Annotated in this window: 22 protein-coding genes; 14 read left to right on the plus strand and 8 right to left on the minus strand. The window is 65.6% G+C overall.

Annotated elements, in window-relative coordinates:
- Positions 1-41 precede the first annotated feature (41 nt).
- Positions 42-860, minus strand: coding sequence for an SDR family NAD(P)-dependent oxidoreductase (locus tag IQ35_RS09320; protein ID WP_242003314.1), 819 nt, complete (start codon positions 858-860; stop codon positions 42-44).
- A gap of 260 nt (positions 861-1,120) precedes the next feature.
- Between IQ35_RS09320 and IQ35_RS21050 the strand changes: the two genes are divergently transcribed.
- Positions 1,121-1,543 carry a PaaI family thioesterase gene (locus tag IQ35_RS21050; protein ID WP_021245973.1) on the plus strand — a complete coding sequence of 141 codons (423 nt, stop codon included), beginning with the start codon at positions 1,121-1,123 and terminating at the stop codon, positions 1,541-1,543.
- Between the two features lie 57 nt (positions 1,544-1,600).
- A complete protein-coding gene (locus IQ35_RS09330; RefSeq protein WP_059140340.1) occupies positions 1,601-2,434 on the plus strand; it encodes an enoyl-CoA hydratase in 834 nt (277 codons plus the stop codon).
- Between the two features lie 95 nt (positions 2,435-2,529).
- On the opposite strand, the gene IQ35_RS09335 is transcribed toward IQ35_RS09330, so the two are convergent.
- From IQ35_RS09335 to IQ35_RS09345, 3 genes are all read right to left on the minus strand, one after another.
- Positions 2,530-2,982, minus strand: coding sequence for a nuclear transport factor 2 family protein (locus tag IQ35_RS09335; RefSeq protein ID WP_021245971.1), 453 nt, complete (start codon positions 2,980-2,982; stop codon positions 2,530-2,532).
- Positions 2,983-3,049: 67 nt separating this feature from the next.
- The gene (locus IQ35_RS09340; protein ID WP_021245970.1) at positions 3,050-3,952 is read right to left on the minus strand and encodes a pirin family protein; all 903 of its coding nucleotides are present in this window, start codon (positions 3,950-3,952) and stop codon (positions 3,050-3,052) included.
- A 21-nt stretch (positions 3,953-3,973) separates the two neighbouring features.
- Positions 3,974-4,258 (minus strand): BolA family protein, encoded by a 285-nt coding sequence (locus IQ35_RS09345; protein WP_145072881.1) that lies wholly within the window; start codon positions 4,256-4,258, stop codon positions 3,974-3,976.
- Positions 4,259-4,302: 44 nt separating this feature from the next.
- Between IQ35_RS09345 and IQ35_RS09350 the strand changes: the two genes are divergently transcribed.
- From IQ35_RS09350 to IQ35_RS09370, 5 genes are all read left to right on the plus strand, one after another.
- On the plus strand, positions 4,303-4,920 hold the full coding sequence (locus IQ35_RS09350; RefSeq protein WP_021245968.1) for a J domain-containing protein: 618 nt from the start codon (positions 4,303-4,305) through the stop codon (positions 4,918-4,920).
- A gap of 170 nt (positions 4,921-5,090) precedes the next feature.
- A complete protein-coding gene (gene cobS, locus IQ35_RS09355; protein WP_145073239.1) occupies positions 5,091-6,098 on the plus strand; it encodes a cobaltochelatase subunit CobS in 1,008 nt (335 codons plus the stop codon).
- Between the two features lie 26 nt (positions 6,099-6,124).
- Positions 6,125-6,544: an OsmC family protein gene (locus tag IQ35_RS09360; RefSeq protein ID WP_021245966.1), complete on the plus strand. Its 420-nt coding sequence runs from the start codon at positions 6,125-6,127 to the stop codon at positions 6,542-6,544.
- Positions 6,541-8,364 carry a cobaltochelatase subunit CobT gene (cobT, locus tag IQ35_RS09365; RefSeq protein ID WP_021245965.1) on the plus strand — a complete coding sequence of 608 codons (1,824 nt, stop codon included), beginning with the start codon at positions 6,541-6,543 and terminating at the stop codon, positions 8,362-8,364. The genes IQ35_RS09360 and cobT overlap by 4 nt, the downstream gene beginning before the upstream one ends.
- A 93-nt stretch (positions 8,365-8,457) precedes the next feature.
- Positions 8,458-8,928, plus strand: a complete 471-nt coding sequence (locus IQ35_RS09370; protein WP_021245964.1) for a GreA/GreB family elongation factor — start codon at positions 8,458-8,460, stop codon at positions 8,926-8,928.
- A gap of 158 nt (positions 8,929-9,086) precedes the next feature.
- Here IQ35_RS09370 and IQ35_RS09375 read toward each other — a convergent pair whose 3' ends face one another.
- The 3 genes from IQ35_RS09375 to IQ35_RS09385 form a co-directional block, all read right to left on the minus strand.
- Positions 9,087-9,578: a Dps family protein gene (locus IQ35_RS09375; RefSeq protein ID WP_021245963.1), complete on the minus strand. Its 492-nt coding sequence runs from the start codon at positions 9,576-9,578 to the stop codon at positions 9,087-9,089.
- 117 nt (positions 9,579-9,695) lie between these two features.
- Positions 9,696-10,262, minus strand: a complete 567-nt coding sequence (locus tag IQ35_RS09380) for a TMEM165/GDT1 family protein (protein ID WP_145072884.1) — start codon at positions 10,260-10,262, stop codon at positions 9,696-9,698.
- Positions 10,263-10,284: 22 nt separating this feature from the next.
- Positions 10,285-10,602, minus strand: coding sequence for a hypothetical protein (locus tag IQ35_RS09385; RefSeq protein WP_145072887.1), 318 nt, complete (start codon positions 10,600-10,602; stop codon positions 10,285-10,287).
- A gap of 293 nt (positions 10,603-10,895) precedes the next feature.
- Between IQ35_RS09385 and rpmG the strand changes: the two genes are divergently transcribed.
- Positions 10,896-11,063, plus strand: a complete 168-nt coding sequence (gene rpmG / locus IQ35_RS09390; RefSeq protein ID WP_007687342.1) for a 50S ribosomal protein L33 — start codon at positions 10,896-10,898, stop codon at positions 11,061-11,063.
- Between the two features lie 140 nt (positions 11,064-11,203).
- On the opposite strand, the gene IQ35_RS09395 is transcribed toward rpmG, so the two are convergent.
- Positions 11,204-11,566: a response regulator gene (locus tag IQ35_RS09395; RefSeq protein ID WP_021245959.1), complete on the minus strand. Its 363-nt coding sequence runs from the start codon at positions 11,564-11,566 to the stop codon at positions 11,204-11,206.
- A 72-nt stretch (positions 11,567-11,638) separates the two neighbouring features.
- Here IQ35_RS09395 and IQ35_RS09400 point away from each other — a divergent pair, with 72 nt between their 5' ends.
- The 6 genes from IQ35_RS09400 to IQ35_RS09425 all read left to right on the plus strand — a co-directional run bounded on the left by IQ35_RS09400 (position 11,639) and on the right by IQ35_RS09425 (position 15,961).
- Positions 11,639-11,923: a DUF3572 domain-containing protein gene (locus tag IQ35_RS09400; protein WP_145072890.1), complete on the plus strand. Its 285-nt coding sequence runs from the start codon at positions 11,639-11,641 to the stop codon at positions 11,921-11,923.
- Complete coding sequence (locus IQ35_RS09405) at positions 11,920-12,573, plus strand: hypothetical protein (protein ID WP_021245957.1); 654 nt, start codon at positions 11,920-11,922, stop codon at positions 12,571-12,573. Before IQ35_RS09400 ends, IQ35_RS09405 begins: the two co-directional genes overlap by 4 nt.
- The gene (locus IQ35_RS09410) at positions 12,573-13,037 is read left to right on the plus strand and encodes a RidA family protein (RefSeq protein ID WP_145072893.1); all 465 of its coding nucleotides are present in this window, start codon (positions 12,573-12,575) and stop codon (positions 13,035-13,037) included. Before IQ35_RS09405 ends, IQ35_RS09410 begins: the two co-directional genes overlap by 1 nt.
- Positions 13,018-13,749: a glycerophosphodiester phosphodiesterase family protein gene (locus IQ35_RS09415; protein WP_145072896.1), complete on the plus strand. Its 732-nt coding sequence runs from the start codon at positions 13,018-13,020 to the stop codon at positions 13,747-13,749. The genes IQ35_RS09410 and IQ35_RS09415 overlap by 20 nt, the downstream gene beginning before the upstream one ends.
- On the plus strand, positions 13,742-14,878 hold the full coding sequence (locus tag IQ35_RS09420) for a GNAT family N-acetyltransferase (RefSeq protein ID WP_145072899.1): 1,137 nt from the start codon (positions 13,742-13,744) through the stop codon (positions 14,876-14,878). Before IQ35_RS09415 ends, IQ35_RS09420 begins: the two co-directional genes overlap by 8 nt.
- Positions 14,879-14,992: 114 nt before the next feature.
- Complete coding sequence (locus tag IQ35_RS09425; RefSeq protein WP_145072902.1) at positions 14,993-15,961, plus strand: aldo/keto reductase; 969 nt, start codon at positions 14,993-14,995, stop codon at positions 15,959-15,961.
- The last annotated feature ends 98 nt before the right edge of the window (positions 15,962-16,059 follow it).

Consider the following 16,059-nt stretch of genomic DNA (forward strand, 5'->3'; position numbering starts at 1 on the left):
AAAAATCATGCGGATCGCACCTATATGATCTTCCATGGACTTCAGCCCGCCATCTTCGGCATCAGGGTCCATTTGTCCCCGTCATCGCGACTCCAGCCGCTGGATGCATAGGTGCCGCCGTCCAGGTTCAGCACGTTGCCGGTGATGTACCGCGCCATGTCGGAGCACAGGAAAACCGCCGCGCCCGCGCAATCCTCCGGCGTGCCCTCGCGGCCAAGCGGGATATAGCGGCGTGCCTGCTCCTCGGTCGGCCGATGCGCCTCCACCCCCTTGGTCCGGATGATGTCCGGGGCGATCGTATTGATGCGTATGCCATGCTCCCCCAGTTCGAGCGCGAGGCTGCGGGAGAAGTTTATCATGCCCGCCTTGGCCGCCGAATAGACCGCATAATGGGGCGCCGCGCGCAAACCTTCGATGCTGGAAATGTTGACGATCGACCCCGGCTTGCCCGCCGCGACAAGCCGGCCGGCCACCGCCTGGGTCGCTGCGAACATCGTGTTGAGGTTGAGGTCGATATGGCGCGCCCGGCTCACGGGCTTGTGTTCGAGGAAGCGCTTTGGGCGGGTGCCGCCGATATTGTTGATGAGGATATCGATGACGCCCAGCGCTTCGGACGCCCGCGCGACGCAATTCTCGATCGCGTCGATTTCCAGCAGGTTCTGTTCGATGAACAGCGCCCTGCGTCCGTGCGCCTCGATACGGGCGACGGTGTCGCGGGCCCCGTCGCGGTCGATATCGATGATCGCCACATCGGCGCCAAAGGCGGCGAGCGCGAGGGCGATGCCCTGGCCGATGCCTCCCGCGCCGCCCGTCACCAGCGCGATGCGGCCGTCCAGACGGATCGAATCGGGATTCATCATGCGCCTGCCCCCCGACCTGAGCGCTGCTTATGCCGCGTGTCCGAATATGTGCCAGCGTTCATTGCATCCTCCTGTCGGGTCCTGTCGCGCGAACCGGCAGGAAAATTGAAGCATCTTCATGCCGCCCGTCGATCCGTTTCCGCATCCCGTATCGACATATCGGGAATGCGATTGGTAACAACCTGCTTGCCCTGCATAAAGCACCGGATCATGTGGAACCTGGCCGCGACGCGGTAATAGTAGAAGAGGAAGACATTGAAATGGCCGACGACACGATTCCTGAAGGCTATATCTACAAACCCTCGCCCAGCGCATTCATCAACCATATGGGCAAGGTCTATTCCCGCCGCTCGCAGAATGCGGACGGCGAGGAGGTCGTCTCCGCGGCCATTCGCATCGAGGAGCATCATGTCAATAGCTGGGGCCTGGCGCATGGCTCGCTGATCGCCGGCATGGCGGAGATCGGCTGCGCTGGAACGGCTTATGTCGAGGGCGGGCCGCCCGTGGTCGCGGTCGAAATTTCGACGCAGTTCATCGCCGCCCCCAAGCTGGGCGAGCTGATGGAGGTCCATGGCTGGACGAGCAAGCGCACACGCTCGCTTGTCTTCACCCAGTGCCGAGGCGAATCGAACGGCAAGCTGGTCTTTACGGCGACTTCGATTCAGAAGGTGGTCGGGGCCTGAACCTGCGGAACGTGCGGACCCGGGACGATCCGCCCGGCCGACCCGATTAGGAGATATATGATGAGCTATATAATGTATGAAGTGCGCGACCGCGTCGCGATCGTGACGATCAACCGGCCCGAGGCGGGCAATGCGCAGAATGCGGCGCTGCTGAAGGAACTGGACGAAACCTATGCCAAGGCGGTGGAGGACGAGGGCGTTCGCGTCATCGTCCTGCGCACGGAGGGCAAGCATTTCTCTACCGGCCACGACATCGCCCCGGCCGTGCTGGAGGAAGAACCGTGGAAGAGCATGTTCGACGATGTGAGCCAGACCGGCCTGCTGCGCATGTATGACTGGGAATCCGCCCATTATTTCGGCTATTCGCGTCGGTGGCGCGATATTCCCAAGCCCACCATCGCGTCTGTCCAGGGCGCCTGCGTCGCGGCCGGCCTTATGCTGTGCTGGCCGATGGACATCATCATCGCCGCCGACGACGCGCGCTTTTCCGACCCCGTCGCCCGCATGGGCATCGGCGGCGTGGAATATCAGGGCCATGCCTGGGAATGGGGCGCGCGCAAAGCCAAGGAAATGCTGTTCACGGCTGGCTGGATGGGCGCCGAGGAGGCGCAGCGCCTGGGCATGATCAACCGCATCGTGCCGCGCGCCGAACTGGACGATGCGACCTTCGCGCTGGCCAGCCAGATCGCGCAGATGCCGCCCCACGCCATGCGCATGGCGAAGCGCGCGGTGAATGCCGTGCTCGATGCGCAGGGCCAGCATCAGGCGCTGGATTTCGGTTTCCAGACTCATTCGCTGGGCCATGCCAACGCCTGGGCCACGCATGGGCAGGTGACGACGGCCGGCCTCGCCGAAATGACCAAGGGCAACAAGGCGGCCGAAGGGGCGTAATCGCCTCTTCCATACCCATGCGGCGCTGGGGCGTGATCCGATTGGATCGGATCGGATCGCGCTCCAAGGCCATGGGAGGGAGCCTTGTCGAGCGCTCAAGCCTGCGCCGCCGCCTCCCGCTCCGGCACGTTCAGCGTGTGGGAGATTTCCTCGCGCCGGTTGGTGATGCGCCAGCCCGCGGGCGTCCGCGCCAATTCATCGACATACCAAAGCGCGTAGACCATATGCCGGATGCCGCCATCGGCTTCCCGCACACCGACGGGATTGGTGCAGATGGTGCGCCCGGCCGCCCGGTCGCCGTTCAGCGTGATCCGGCTGGTCGCTATATTATGCTGCGCATAGGCGAAGGATGGAAGCGCCTCCGCCAGGAACTGCTTGATCTGGGGATAATGGCCCTTCGGCCCGCCGAAAACGGTATAGTCGATGAAGGCGTCGGGCGTGAACACGTCGTCAAGCTCGTCCCAGCGGTGGCTGTCGATGGCGTGGCAATAGGCGATCAGCACATCGTCGATCTCGCGGCGGTCGGACAGTTGCTGCAATGTCATCATGGCTCTCTCCCTCTTTCCATTTTTCCATCGGCGCCGGTCGCGAATACACTCGAACGCCAGCCATTCTTCACGGATAGCTGACGGTCTTGGGGCGGCCCTGCGGGATGGGGATGAATTCCTGATCGTCGCCGGGGATCAGGGGAAAGCGCATGGCTTCCCAATCCTCGCGGGCCTGCATCAGGCGCTCGGTCGTGGAGGAAACGAAGTTCCACCAGACATGGCGGGGCGAAGTGAAAGCCTCGCCCCCGCACAGCACGACGCGGCCGCCGTCGGCGCTCATCAGCGTGGCGCTGACACCGGGACGCAGCACATAGAGGGTCTGCGGCTGGAGCAACAGGCCGTCGAGCGCCGCGCCGCCGCCCGAGACATAGATCGCCCGTTCGTCCGCCGACGGATCGATGGGCACGCTGCCGCCCGGCGACAATTGAATGTCGGCATAGATGGTGCCGGCATAGGTCGTGACCGGCGCGCTCCGACCCCAGAGCGTGCCCATGATGACGCGGGCGCGGGCCTGGCCGCAGTCGACGATGGGCAGGCGGTCTTCCCCCACATGCTCGAAGGCGGGGTCCATTTCCTCGTCGCGGTCGGGAAGGGCGAGCCAGGTCTGGATCGCGGAGAGCCTGGAGGCGCGGGCGCGCTCGGCATCGGGAGAGCGTTCCGAATGGACGATCCCCTTGCCCGCCGTCATCAGGTTGACCGCGCCCGGCTCGATAAGCTGTTCCGTGCCCAGGGAGTCGCGATGCACGAACGCGCCTTCATACATATAGGTGACGGTGGCGAGATTGATGTGGGGATGAGGCCGCACGTCCACGCCCTGTCCGGGGCCGATCAGGGCAGGCCCGGCCTGATCGAAGAAGATGAACGGGCCGACCATGGTCCGCTCCCTGGCGGGAAGCGCGCGGTGGACGCGGAAATCGCCGAGATTGTGGCTGGTCGGCGTGATCGTTTGAATGATGAAGTCTTCCGGCATGATCCATCCTTCCCTTCGGAATTATTCGCCCGGCGCTTTCGTCCGAATGGCGAGGGCGTGCACCTTGTCCCGCAGCAGGTCGGCCAGCGCGGCATTGACGAGCCGTTGCCGCGCCACCCGGTTCTGGCCGGTGAAGCGGGCGGACACTACCTCCACCGTGAAATGGCTTTCGCCCGATCCGTCATGCCCGGCATGGCCCCGGTGCGTCTCGCTATCGTCGATGACGGCGAGATGTTCGGGCGAGAGGGCCGCGCGCAGGCGGGATTCGATTTCCGTGGCCACGGGGCCTTTTGCTGGGTCGGTCATCTTTCCTATATAGAGGCTTTGCCGCAACTTGCATCAGGACAGTCTTGGCCAGCGACCCCTTCTCGACCCGTCGTTTCAACCGCTTCCATGGCCGCGTGGAAAGCGACCGTCCCTGCTCGGCCGATGGCTGCGCGGAGCCGGGGGAGTTCCGCGCGCCGCCGCTGGAAGGAAGCGCGTCCAGCCATGAAGGGCCGCGCTGGCGCTGGCTGTGCCTGGAACATGTGCGGCAGTTCAATCAGGGCTATAATTTCTTCAGCGGCATGAGCGCGGACGAGATCGCCGCCGCCCAGCGCCCCTATGCGGGGTGGGAGCGGGAGACGCGGGCCTTTTCGACAAACGCGGCCAGCCCGCCGCCGCGCTGGGCGGACTTCGCCGATCCGCTGGACGCCATCGGGGCCAAGTTCCGCGAACGCAAGGCGCAGGCGGAACGGGACAATGCCGCGCGGGCCGACGGCAGGTTCCTGTCGAAGGAGGACCGGCGGGCACTGGGCGTGATGGGATTGCCCGTCGATGCGGACCGCAAGGCGCTGCGGGCGCGCTATACCGAATTGGTGCGGCGTTATCATCCCGATCATAATGGCGGCGACCGGAGCCATGAGAGCGCCCTGCAATCGGTGATAGAAGCTTATGGATTGCTGCGGAAAGCGCCTGCCTTTGCCTAGATGCCGGCATCCGAACGGAAACCGATCGGGCAAAGCCAATTGCGCCGGTCCGGCCCTGTTCCACCACAAGCGCCCGCCTGTAGGACAGCTTATTCCCCTGCCTTCCCTCGACATGCCCTTGGCCTATGGTCTAGGGCTTGGCGGACTCGTTTGACCGAAGAGACATGATGATGACCGACATTCCCAACGTCCAGCCCGACACCCGCGACGAGACGCTGATGGAAGCGCCCGACCGGGAAGTCGATGCGCGCGATGTCTTCGGCATCGACGTCGACATGAAGATCCCGGCCTTTTCGGAAGCCGACGAGCGCGTGCCGGACCTAGACCCCGCTTATGTATTCGATCCGGACACGACGCTGGCGATCCTGGCGGGCTTCGCGTTCAACCGCCGCGTGATGGTGCAGGGCTATCACGGCACCGGCAAGTCGAGCCATATCGAGCAGGTCGCCGCGCGACTCAACTGGCCGTGCATCCGCATCAACCTGGACGCGCATATCAGCCGCATCGACCTGGTGGGCCGCGACGCCATTGTCCTGAAGGACGGGCAGCAGGTGACGGAGTTCCGCGAAGGGCTGCTGCCATGGGCATTGCAACGCCCTGTCGCGCTGGTGTTCGACGAATATGACGCGGGCCGCCCGGACGTGATGTTCGTGATCCAGCGCGTGCTGGAAACCGACGGCAAGATGACGCTGCTGGACCAGAACCGGGTCATCCGCCCGAACCCCTGGTTCCGCCTGTTCGCGACCGCCAACACCGTGGGCCTGGGCGACACGACCGGCCTCTATCACGGCACGCAGCAGATCAACCAGGGACAGATGGACCGCTGGAATCTGGTGGTGGCGCTCAATTACCTGCCCGCCGCGACCGAGGCGCAGGTGGTGCTCGCCAAGTCGGGCGAGTATGACCATGAAGGCGGCCGCAAGGAAGTGGAGAGCATGATCAAGGTGGCGGAACTCACCCGTCAGGGCTTCGTCAACGGCGATATCTCGACCGTCATGTCGCCGCGCACCGTGATAAGCTGGGCGCAGAATGCGCTGATCTTCAAGGATGTGGGCTTCGCCTTCCGGTTGAGCTTCCTCAACAAATGCGATGAGGCGGAACGGCCGCTGGTGGCGGAATATTATCAGCGCGTGTTCGGCAAGGATCTGCCCGAAAGCGTGGCGCACCGGGCCACCTGAACGGCCCGCCGGCAGGAGCATAGGCCATGATCGTCGTCGAACGGATCGCGCCCGATGGCACCGCGCACCGGATATCCATCCGGGGGCATGAACTGATCGCGGACATGAGCGCGCCGGACGGGCATGATACCGGGCCGGACCCGCATGACCTCTATGACTCGGCACTGGGCGCGTGCAAGGGGATGACGATGCTCTGGTATGCCCAGCGCAACGGCATCCCGCTCGAAGGCATCCATGTCGGTGTCGAGCGCGACAACAGCCGGGAACGGCAGGGCGTCTATCGCCTGACCACCCGCATCGCGCTGAGCGGGCCGATGACCGACGAGCAATATGGCAAGCTGATCGCGGTGGCGGCGAAATGCCCGGTCCACAAGCTGATGAGCGAAGTGCGGACGGAAATCGATACCATCGCCGTGCCGCGCGTGGGCGACCCGGAAGGCCGATGAGCGAACGCTCCGCCCTCGATGCTTTCAAGGACGTGCTGTCCGGCGCGGCGCGCTCCATCGCGCGCGACGCGGAGGTGGAGGTGGGCTTCACCGCCGATGCGCCGCACATGGCGGGCAAGGCGATCAAGGTGCCGACGCCCGGACGCACCCTGCCCGCCGATCAGGTGGCGCTGGCGCGCGGCTTCGCCGACGCCAATGCGCTGAGGCTGCGGCATCATAATGCGCGGCTGCACAATGCGTCGGCTCCGGCGGATGTGGTGGCGCGGGCGGTCTATGACGCGGTCGAGCAGGCGCGGGTCGAAGCCATCGGCGCGCGGGCGATGGCGGGGGTGCGCGACAATCTGAACCACGCGCTCGACATGCGGTTGAAGTCCGATCCGATCCGGCGGGCGCGCTCCGCCGACGAGGTGCCTTTGTCGACGGCGGTGGCGCTCAAGGTGCGCGAGCGGCTGACGGGGCAGGCCGTGCCGAAGGAGGTCGCCGACGGCCTCGCCATGGTGGACCGGTGGATCGAGGACAAGGCGGGCACGGATCTGGATGCGCTGTCGCTCGCCATCGACGACCAGCGTGCTTTCCAGCAGTTGACCGCCGCGATGCTGGAGCATCTGCAACTGGTCGATGCGGAGGCGCCCCAAAGCGAGGAGCAGGAGCCGGAGCAGGAAGGCGAAGAGGAAGAGCAACAACAGGAAGAAGGGGATTCCGGCGAGGACCAGCCCGGCGACAGCGACATGGATGCGCAGGCGCGGGCCGAGGATCAGGGCGGCGAGAGCGAGGACGGCGACACCGACTATAGCGACGAGTTCGACGCCGACAGCGAGGAAGGCGGCGGCGAGATGGGCGATGAGGGCATGATGCCCGTGCGCCCGAACCGGCCGATGGGCGACCTGCCGCCGGGGTTCGACTACAAGGCTTATACCCTGCTGCATGACGAGGTGGTGACGGCCGAAGACCTGTGCGACGAGGACGAGTTGCTGCGGCTGCGCGGCTTCCTCGATCAGCAGTTGGTGAGCTTGCAGGGGGCGGTGACGAAGCTCGCCAATCGCCTCCAACGACGGCTGATGGCGCAGCAGTCGCGAAGCTGGGACTTCGATCAGGAGGAAGGGCTGCTGGATGCGGCGCGGCTGGCGCGGATCGTGATCGACCCGACGCGCTCGCTTTCCTACAAGATCGAGCGGGACACCGAGTTCCGCGATACGGTGGTGACGCTGCTGATCGACAATTCAGGCTCCATGCGCGGGCGGCCGATCAGCATCGCGGCGATCAGCGCCGACATCATGGCGCGCACGCTGGAACGCTGCGGCGTCAAGACGGAGATATTGGGCTTCACCACGCGGGCGTGGAAGGGCGGGCAGAGCCGCGAGGACTGGCTGACGGCGGGGCGTCCGCCGATGCCGGGGCGGCTCAACGACCTGCGCCACATCGTCTACAAGAAGGCCGATGAGCCGTGGCGGCGGGCGCGCAAGAATCTGGGCCTGATGATGCGCGAGGGGCTGCTTAAGGAAAATATCGACGGGGAGGCGCTGCTCTGGGCGCATAACCGGCTGATCGCGCGGAACGAGGAACGCCGCATCCTGATGGTGATCTCCGACGGCGCGCCGGTCGATGACAGCACCCTGTCGGTCAATAGCGGCACCTATCTGGAGCGGCATTTGCGCCAGGTGATCGAATGGATCGAGAACCGTTCGCCGGTGCAGTTGGTCGCCATCGGCATCGGGCATGACGTGACGCGCTATTATCGCCGCGCCGTCACCATCATGGACGCCGAGCAGCTTGGCGGGACGATGGTGGAGCAGCTCGCAGGCCTGTTCGACGAAGACTGACCGGCCGTTGGAGCCGGGCGGGGTCCGGCTCGTTCTCACAGAATGGCCCGGACCGGATTTTCCGGCGCCCATGGCCTTGAGAAGGAGAATGTCATGAGCGTCGCCTTTCGTCGTGAAAGCGATGAGGAGCATCTGGAGCCGAGTTTCGAGATTCCCATTCCGCCCGGTCCCAATCTGGTGACGGCGCGCGGCCTGCGCCTGACGCGGGAGAAGGTGGAGGCGCTGGAGGCGATCCCCACCGGGGACATGGGTGAGGAAGAGGCGAAGAAGCTGAAGCGCGAACTGCGTTACTGGCGCGCGCGGCTGGCGACGGCGCAGGTGCAGCCGGCGGCGCAGGGCGATGCGGTCGCCTTCGGCACGCGCGTCGCCTATCGGCTGGGCAGGCAGGACAAGACCGTCGCCATCGTCGGCGATGACGAAGCCGACCCGGCGGAAGGACGCATCGCCTTCTCCGCACCGCTCGCCCGCGCGATGATGGAGGCGGAAAAAGGCGAGAGCGTCGATTTCGGAGGCAAGGCGGGCGCGATCAAGGTGCTGAAGATCGAGGTGGTCCGGGAGGAATGACGGATGGCGGGGTTGGGCCTTTGCGGTCATCCAACCTCCGTGGCGGGAATCCGCCCATAACCGCCATTCCGTATCGGATCAGCAAGCGCCATCATCGCCTAAGGAAAAACGCCCTCCGGCGGGGCCGGAAGGCGCTGTCATTTCAATACCGTCCACGATCAGGCGTTGCGGCTGGCCTCGAACAGGAACCAGGCGCGTTCCTCTGCCTGGTCGGTCCAGTCGTCGATAATGCCCTCGGTCGCGTTGTCGCCCGCCTCCGTGGCGGCTTCCTTGGCGGCGCGGAGCGCTTCGACCAGCTTCAGATTGTCCTCGCGCAGCTCCTTGAGCATGTCGGCGGGCGCGACGAAATCGGCGTCGTTGTCCTTGAGCGACTGATGGCGCGAAATATCGCCGATGGAACGCAGCGTGGTGTTGCCCGTCTTGCGCACGCGCTCGGCTATCGCGTCGGTGGTGGTGAGGATCTGGGCCGCCTGCTCGTCGAACATCAGGTGATAATCGCGGAAATGCGGGCCGGATACGTGCCAGTGGAAGTTCTTGGTCTTGAAATAGAGCGCATAGCTGTCCGCGAGCACGCCGTTCAGCGCCTCCGCCACCGACTTGGTCGCGTTGCTCTTGAGATCGGACGGGGTCTTGAGATCGGCAGCAGTCATGCTTGTTTCTCCTGTTGCGAATGGTTCCGCCTATATAATGATCAAGCGCTGCCAAGGTGCCATAAAAGCGACCGGAACGGATGGGAAATTATCGTTCACCCTGATGGAAAAGCTCGATCAGAGCAGCGCCAGCGCGGACAGGGCGATGATCGCGCCCGCCAGCAGCAGCACGCCGCCGCCGCACAGGCGGATGGCGCGGATGGGCAAGGCGGTGAGCAACCGGTCGCGCAGCAGCACGACCGGGACGGAGGCGGCGATGATACCGATGGCGCCCCCGATGGCGGCGAGCGCCGGATCGGCGGTGCGGGTGGCAAGGCCCAGGATCAGGAATTGCGGCCCGTCGCCAAAGCCCAGGATGAAGAGGCCGAGCGCGGCGGTCAGGAACGCACCGATCTTCCACCCGCCCAGCGGATCGGGGGCTTTCACCGGCCAGAGCAGCCCCGCGCCCAGGAACAGCAGCGACAACGCAAGGAACAGCAGACGGGCATCCGAACCCAGCATCGGACCGATATAGGCGCCGGCGGCCGCGGAGATCGCGGCATTGGCGGCGGCCGCGACGACGATGCCGGCGATCACCGCGCCGTTGCGGTCGAAGCGGGCGGCGAGCGCCAGGACGAGAAGCTGGCTCTTGCCGCCGATCTCGCCGAGCAGGCAGCCGAGCAGCGCGATCAGCAGGGCGTCCATCGGCGGCGCGGATTCCAGCCGTTCAGGCGCGCAGCGGCGTCGCGGGCGCGGCCGCCGCGGGCGACAGGATCGCGGCGGTCGGCATTTCAGCCGCGATGGCGTCGCGCAGGAAATCGAGATAGGACAGCACCACCGGACCCAGCCCATGCAGCGACAACGCCGATTCCAGCGTCCCGGCCAATCCTTCCACCGTGTCGATATGAAAAGCGCGGGCGATATGCCGGATATGATCGACCTCGTCCTGGAAGCGCGGCACGGAAAGATGGCCGCGCTGTCCGGCCAGACCGTCCACCCGGCCCAGCAGGTCGGAAAGAATGCTTTGCATCGGATCATGTCGCATGGAGAAGACTCCCCTGTCCTGTCGCTCCGAAGGACATTCTGCGCCCGTGATGATTAACGCCACGTAAAGCAGGGTGCGCTCCGCGAACCGGCATTTCAGGGAGATGGGGAGCGGAGACGGGATTTTCGAGCGGCGCGGGACGGAAAAACCCGGCGCGCCGCCCGGTTTTGCGCGCACGGCCATCGGTCTTTCCCTTGACAGGGAAGCGAATCTGCCGCAAGGGCCGCTGCTGAAACGGGGCGGTCCCACGGGGCCGCTTTTCTTTTTCACGAGATTCACAGGACTTTAGGGCCATGGCCAAGCCAGCAACTGTCAAGATCCGCCTCGTCAGCTCGGCTGACACCGGCTTCTTCTACGTCACCAAGAAGAATCCGCGCACCAAGACCGAGAAGCTGAGCTTCCGCAAATACGACCCGGTCGTGCGCAAGCATGTCGAGTTCAAGGAAGCCAAGATCAAGTGATCCGGCGGGCGGCTTGATGCCGCCTTGGCCATAAGATCGGATTCGTGGCTGACGCCCGAACGAAGAAGGCCCGTCCCATCAGGGAACGGGCCTTTCCTTGTTGGCTTGTCGCCTGTGGAAGGAGGAGGGCGCGCGCCGGCTTACAGCAGCGCGTTCACCTGCTCGACGAAGCGCAGCACGGAGATCGGCTTGGACACATAGGCTTGCGCCCCGGCGGCGCGGATGCGCTCCTCGTCGCCTTTCCCGGCATAGGCGGTGACGGCCATGATCGGCACCGGAGACAATTCCCTGTCCGCCTTCAGCGAGATGATGAGGTCCACGCCGCTCACATGGGGCAGGTGGATGTCCATGATGAAGAGGTCGGGGCGGAAATCCCGCGCCTGTCGCAGCACGTCCCGCCCGTCGCGCAAGGGCAGCACTTCGTGCCCGTGCGCGCGCAGCAGGTCGCAAAAAAGTTTGAGGTTGAGTTCGTTGTCCTCGACAACGAGCACACGCTTTGCCACCAGTCACCCGCGTTTTCGAAAAAAGTCTTATGGAAAGCGTCATAACCCTGAACGCCGCGCAGAGAAACCGTCATGCGACCCGATATCCGTAATGGCAAGGAAGATGGCTCCGATGCGCTCACGCTGGCGCTGATGGCGCTTGGCTGGACGGTCGGGGACGATCGGCGGGCGGAACGCCTACTGGCGCTGACCGGGCTGGACGCCGACGCCCTGCGCGCCGGGGTGGGCGATCCGGGCATGCTGGGCGCGGTGCTGGGCTTTCTGGCCGATCATGAGCCGGACCTGATCGCCTGCGCGCAGGCCATCGAAACCACGCCGGAGGCGCTGATCGCCGCGAAGGAGGAATTGAGCCGATGACCCGTCCCCTCATCATCACCGATTGCGATGAGGTGCTTTTGCACATGCTCGTCCCGTTCCGGGCGTGGGCGGACGAGGCGCACGACCTGCATTTCGATTTCGACCGGCTGAAATTCGCCGATGCGCTGCGCCACAAGGACAGCGACGAGCCGGTGACGCAGGACATCGTCTGGACGCTGCTGACCGCCTTTTTCGACAGCGAGATGCACCGGCAGAAGCCGATCAGCGGATCGATGGAGGCGCTGGCCCGGCTGTCCGCCATCGCCGATATCGTCGTCCTCACCAATATCGACGCGCGGCATCGCCAGGGACGGGTGGAGCAGCTTGCGGGCCATGGCCTCGACGCGCCGGTCCATTGCAACCGCGGCGGCAAGGGGCGGCCGCTGGCGCAGATCGTGGCGGACCGCCAACCCAGCGTGGCGCTGTTCATCGACGACATCGCCGAACATCATGCATCGGCCGCCAGGCATGCGCCGGGGGTGTGGCGGCTGCACATGGTGGGCGAGCCGGAACTGTCCGGCCGTATACCGCCCGCCGGCATGGCCCATGCCCGGATCGACAACTGGGCGCAGGCCGAGGCGTGGATCGCCGCGCGGCTTGCGGAAGGACCGGCCCCGCGCGATATTCCCCTTCCCGATGGAGCCAAGTGATGAGCATTGAAGCCCGCCTTACCGAACTGGGCATTGCCCTGCCCCCCGCCGCCGCGCCCGTCGCCGCCTATGTGCCTGCCGTCGAGGCCCATGGCCTGCTGCATATTTCCGGGCAGATCGCGCTCGCCGACGGGCAACTCATGACCGGGCGGCTGGGCGACACCGTCAACCTCGACTATGGCGTCCGCGCCGCGCGGGCCTGCGGCCTCAATCTGCTGGCGCAGATGAAGGCGGCGCTAGGCAGCCTGGACCGCGTGGAGCGGATCGTGAAGCTGGGCGTCTTCATCAGCAGCGCGCCCGACTTCAGCGACCAGCCGAAAGTCGCCAATGGCGCGTCGGAACTGATGGTCGATGTCTTTGGCGATGCGGGCCGCCATGCGCGCAGCGCGGTGGGCGTGCCGGTGCTGCCGCTCAATTCCGCCGTCGAGATCGATGCGATCGTCCTTGTCCGGCCGCACGCCTGAGCGGTTGGCTTTCCTGACCGAACGCCCCTTTGCCCATCGCGGGCTGCATGGGGCGAGGGTCAGCGAGAACGGCATGGCGGCTTTCGACGCGGCCATCGCCGGCGGATTCGGCATCGAATGCGACGTGCGGCTGAGCCGGGACGGGGTGCCGGTCGTCTTCCATGATGCGGTGCTGGATCGAATGACGGCGGCGGCGGGGCCGATTGCCGAGCGAAGCGCGGCGGAGCTGGAAGGCGTCACGCTCCCCGACGGAGGCGGCGTGCCGCGCCTCTCCACGCTGCTGGAACGATGCGCGGGCGGCACGCCGCTGCTCATCGAGATCAAGATCGACCGATGGCGGGAGGCCGCGCCGCTCTGCGCGGGGGTGGCGCAGGCGCTTGCCCGCCATGTCGGCGGCGCGGCGGCGGTCATGTCCTTCGATCCCGTGGCGATGCGCTGGTTCGCCCGGCACGCGCCCGATGTCGTGCGGGGCATGGTGGTGACGCAGCAGGGGAAGCGGAAATTGCGCGGCCGGATCGAGCGCGCCCTTGCGCTGGCGCTCGCCCGTCCCGATTTTATCGCCTGTGATATTCGTGACCTGCCATCGCCCTTTGCCGCCCGCTGCCGGGGCAAGGGGCTGCCCGTGCTGACATGGACCGTCCGCGATGCGGCGGATCGCGCCCGCGCCGCCGCTCATGCCGACCAGATCATCTTCGAGCGCGCCGATGACTGATATGATCGCGCGCGTGGTAGAAGGCGTGGCGGCGCTGCGCCGTGAGGAATGGGACGCCTGCGCGGGGACGGCCAATCCCTTCGTGAGCTGGGATTTCCTGGCGGCGCTGGAGGAATCGGGCAGCGTCGGGCCGGGCACCGGCTGGCAATCGCTGCCGCTGCTGATCGACGGGGCGGACGGGCGGATCGCCGCCGCCGCGCCTGTCTATGCCAAGGCGCACAGCCAGGGCGAATATGTATTCGATCATGGCTGGGCCGACGCCTGGCAGCGGGCGGGCGGCGACTATTATCCCAAGCTCCAGATCGCATCGCCCTTTTCTCCCGTGCCGGGACCGCGCCTGCTGCTGCGCGACGAGGCGCTGGCGCCCGCGCTGATCGCGGGGATCGAAACGCTGGTGGAGCGCAACGGGCTGTCGTCGGCCCATGCGACCTTCATCGAGCCGGAGCAGGTGCCCCTGTTCGAGGCCGCGGGGTGGCTGATCCGGGAAGACAGCCAGTTCCACTGGACCAACCGGGACTATCGCGATTTCGCCGATTTCCTGGGCACCCTGTCCAGCGCCAGGCGGAAGAACATCCGCAAGGAACGCGAACGCGCCGTGCAGGGGCTGGAGATCGTCCACCTGACCGGCGACCGGGTCCGCGAGGCGCATTGGGACATATTCTGGGACTTCTATCAGGATACCGGCGCGCGCAAATGGGGACGGCCTTACCTCACCCGCGCCTTCTTCTCCCTGCTTGGGGAGCGGATGGCGGATCGCGTGCTGCTGGTGCTCGCCCTGCGGGACGGCGCGCCGATCGCGGGGGCGCTGAACCTGATCGGCGCGGATACCCTCTATGGCCGCTATTGGGGCTGCACGCAGGACGTGCCGCACCTGCATTTCGAACTATGCTATTATCAGGCCATAGACGCCGCCATCGCGCGGGGCCTCCGGCGCGTGGAGGCCGGGGCACAGGGCGGGCACAAGCTGGCGCGCGGCTATGCGCCCACGCCAACCTTCTCCGCGCATTTCATCCCGAATGCGAGCTTCCGCCGGGCCGTGGCGGACTTCCTCGCCGCCGAACGCCGCGACGTGCAGCGCGACCGGGAATGGCTCAGCGAACGGACGCCGTTCAGGAAAGCGGATGGCTAGGGCGGATCGACATGCGGCGGAGGTGGAACCGAGAAGCCGCTTGATCTGGTCGGCGGAGTAAAAGCATAACGGTGGAGCGGGTACGAAGCCGGCGCGCGGAGAGGTAAGACAGCGATGGAAAAGAGAAAACTCGGAAGCACCGGACTGGCGATCCTGCCTTTTGCGTTAGGCGGCAACGTCTTCGGCTGGACCTCGCGCGAGCCTGACGCATACCGAATTCTTGACAGCTTCATCGATGCGGGCGGCGAGCTGATCGACACTGCGGACGCCTATTCGGCCTGGCTTCCGGGCCATGAAGGCGGCGAATCCGAGCGCCTGCTCGGCAACTGGCTGGAACGCCGGGGCAAGCGCGATGACATCATCATCGCGACAAAGGTGGGTTTGTTGCCCGGCGCTGGCGGCAAGGGTCTGCAACCTTCCCGGATCAAGGCTGCGGTCGAGGAATCGCTGCGGCGCCTGAAGACCGATTATATCGACATATATTTCGCCCATGCGGACGATCCCGAAACGCCCCTGGAGCATTCGCTCGAAGCGTTCGATCTGCTGGTGAAGGAAGGCAAGGTGCGCTCGCTGGGCGCCTCGCAATATAGCGCGGCGCGTATTCAGGAATCGCTCGATGTCGCCCGCGATGGCGGTCTGGAGCCGTTTCGCGTCGTCCAGCCCGAGCTGAGCCTTGTCAAGCGCGATGCCTATGAGGGCGATCTCCAGACGCTGTGCCTGAAAAAGGATCTTGGCGTCATCACCTATTTTTCGCTCGCGGCGGGCTTCCTGTCCGGAAAATATCGGAGTCTCGACGATCTGGGCAATCGGGATCGCGCGCCGCGCGTGAAACAGTATCTGAACGAACATGGGCTGCGCGTTCTTGGCGAGATGGATGCCATCGTTGCGGAAACGGGCGCTTCCCATGCACAGATCGCTCTGGCCTGGATCATGACCCGGCCGGGTGTCACGGCTCCGCTGGCCAGCGCCACGTCCGTCGGTCAGCTTCAGGATCTGATGGGTGCGTTGCAGCTTTCATTGGCGCCCGAGCATCTGGCCCGCCTCGACAGCGCCAGCCGGACGAGCATTGCCGACCCAGACTAGCCCATGAACGCAACGGGAATGCCGGCATGGCGGCGGCGATCACCGCCCGCCTAAAACGCCGGATATCAATTCATCATGGCGCTCATCATAGGCATGGC

Origin of the sequence: Sphingobium wenxiniae (assembly GCF_007830065.1) — a bacterium.
Classification (GTDB): Bacteria; Pseudomonadota; Alphaproteobacteria; order Sphingomonadales; family Sphingomonadaceae; genus Sphingobium; species Sphingobium wenxiniae.

What these genes read in the sequence shown, in the direction of transcription:
- IQ35_RS09320 (WP_242003314.1), bottom strand. Translation starts at nt 860, where the DNA reads ATGATGAATCCCGATTCGATCCGTCTGGACGGCCGCATCGCGCTGGTG.
- IQ35_RS21050 (WP_021245973.1), top strand. Translation starts at nt 1,121, where the DNA reads ATGGCCGACGACACGATTCCTGAAGGCTATATCTACAAACCCTCGCCC.
- IQ35_RS09330 (WP_059140340.1), top strand. Translation starts at nt 1,601, where the DNA reads ATGATGAGCTATATAATGTATGAAGTGCGCGACCGCGTCGCGATCGTG.
- IQ35_RS09335 (WP_021245971.1), bottom strand. Translation starts at nt 2,982, where the DNA reads ATGATGACATTGCAGCAACTGTCCGACCGCCGCGAGATCGACGATGTG.
- IQ35_RS09340 (WP_021245970.1), bottom strand. Translation starts at nt 3,952, where the DNA reads ATGCCGGAAGACTTCATCATTCAAACGATCACGCCGACCAGCCACAAT.
- IQ35_RS09345 (WP_145072881.1), bottom strand. Translation starts at nt 4,258, where the DNA reads ATGACCGACCCAGCAAAAGGCCCCGTGGCCACGGAAATCGAATCCCGC.
- cobS (WP_145073239.1), top strand. Translation starts at nt 5,091, where the DNA reads ATGACCGACATTCCCAACGTCCAGCCCGACACCCGCGACGAGACGCTG.
- IQ35_RS09360 (WP_021245966.1), top strand. Translation starts at nt 6,125, where the DNA reads ATGATCGTCGTCGAACGGATCGCGCCCGATGGCACCGCGCACCGGATA.
- cobT (WP_021245965.1), top strand. Translation starts at nt 6,541, where the DNA reads ATGAGCGAACGCTCCGCCCTCGATGCTTTCAAGGACGTGCTGTCCGGC.
- IQ35_RS09370 (WP_021245964.1), top strand. Translation starts at nt 8,458, where the DNA reads ATGAGCGTCGCCTTTCGTCGTGAAAGCGATGAGGAGCATCTGGAGCCG.
- IQ35_RS09375 (WP_021245963.1), bottom strand. Translation starts at nt 9,578, where the DNA reads ATGACTGCTGCCGATCTCAAGACCCCGTCCGATCTCAAGAGCAACGCG.
- IQ35_RS09380 (WP_145072884.1), bottom strand. Translation starts at nt 10,262, where the DNA reads ATGGACGCCCTGCTGATCGCGCTGCTCGGCTGCCTGCTCGGCGAGATC.
- IQ35_RS09385 (WP_145072887.1), bottom strand. Translation starts at nt 10,602, where the DNA reads ATGCGACATGATCCGATGCAAAGCATTCTTTCCGACCTGCTGGGCCGG.
- rpmG (WP_007687342.1), top strand. Translation starts at nt 10,896, where the DNA reads ATGGCCAAGCCAGCAACTGTCAAGATCCGCCTCGTCAGCTCGGCTGAC.
- IQ35_RS09400 (WP_145072890.1), top strand. Translation starts at nt 11,639, where the DNA reads ATGCGACCCGATATCCGTAATGGCAAGGAAGATGGCTCCGATGCGCTC.
- IQ35_RS09405 (WP_021245957.1), top strand. Translation starts at nt 11,920, where the DNA reads ATGACCCGTCCCCTCATCATCACCGATTGCGATGAGGTGCTTTTGCAC.
- IQ35_RS09410 (WP_145072893.1), top strand. Translation starts at nt 12,573, where the DNA reads ATGAGCATTGAAGCCCGCCTTACCGAACTGGGCATTGCCCTGCCCCCC.
- IQ35_RS09420 (WP_145072899.1), top strand. Translation starts at nt 13,742, where the DNA reads ATGACTGATATGATCGCGCGCGTGGTAGAAGGCGTGGCGGCGCTGCGC.
- IQ35_RS09425 (WP_145072902.1), top strand. Translation starts at nt 14,993, where the DNA reads ATGGAAAAGAGAAAACTCGGAAGCACCGGACTGGCGATCCTGCCTTTT.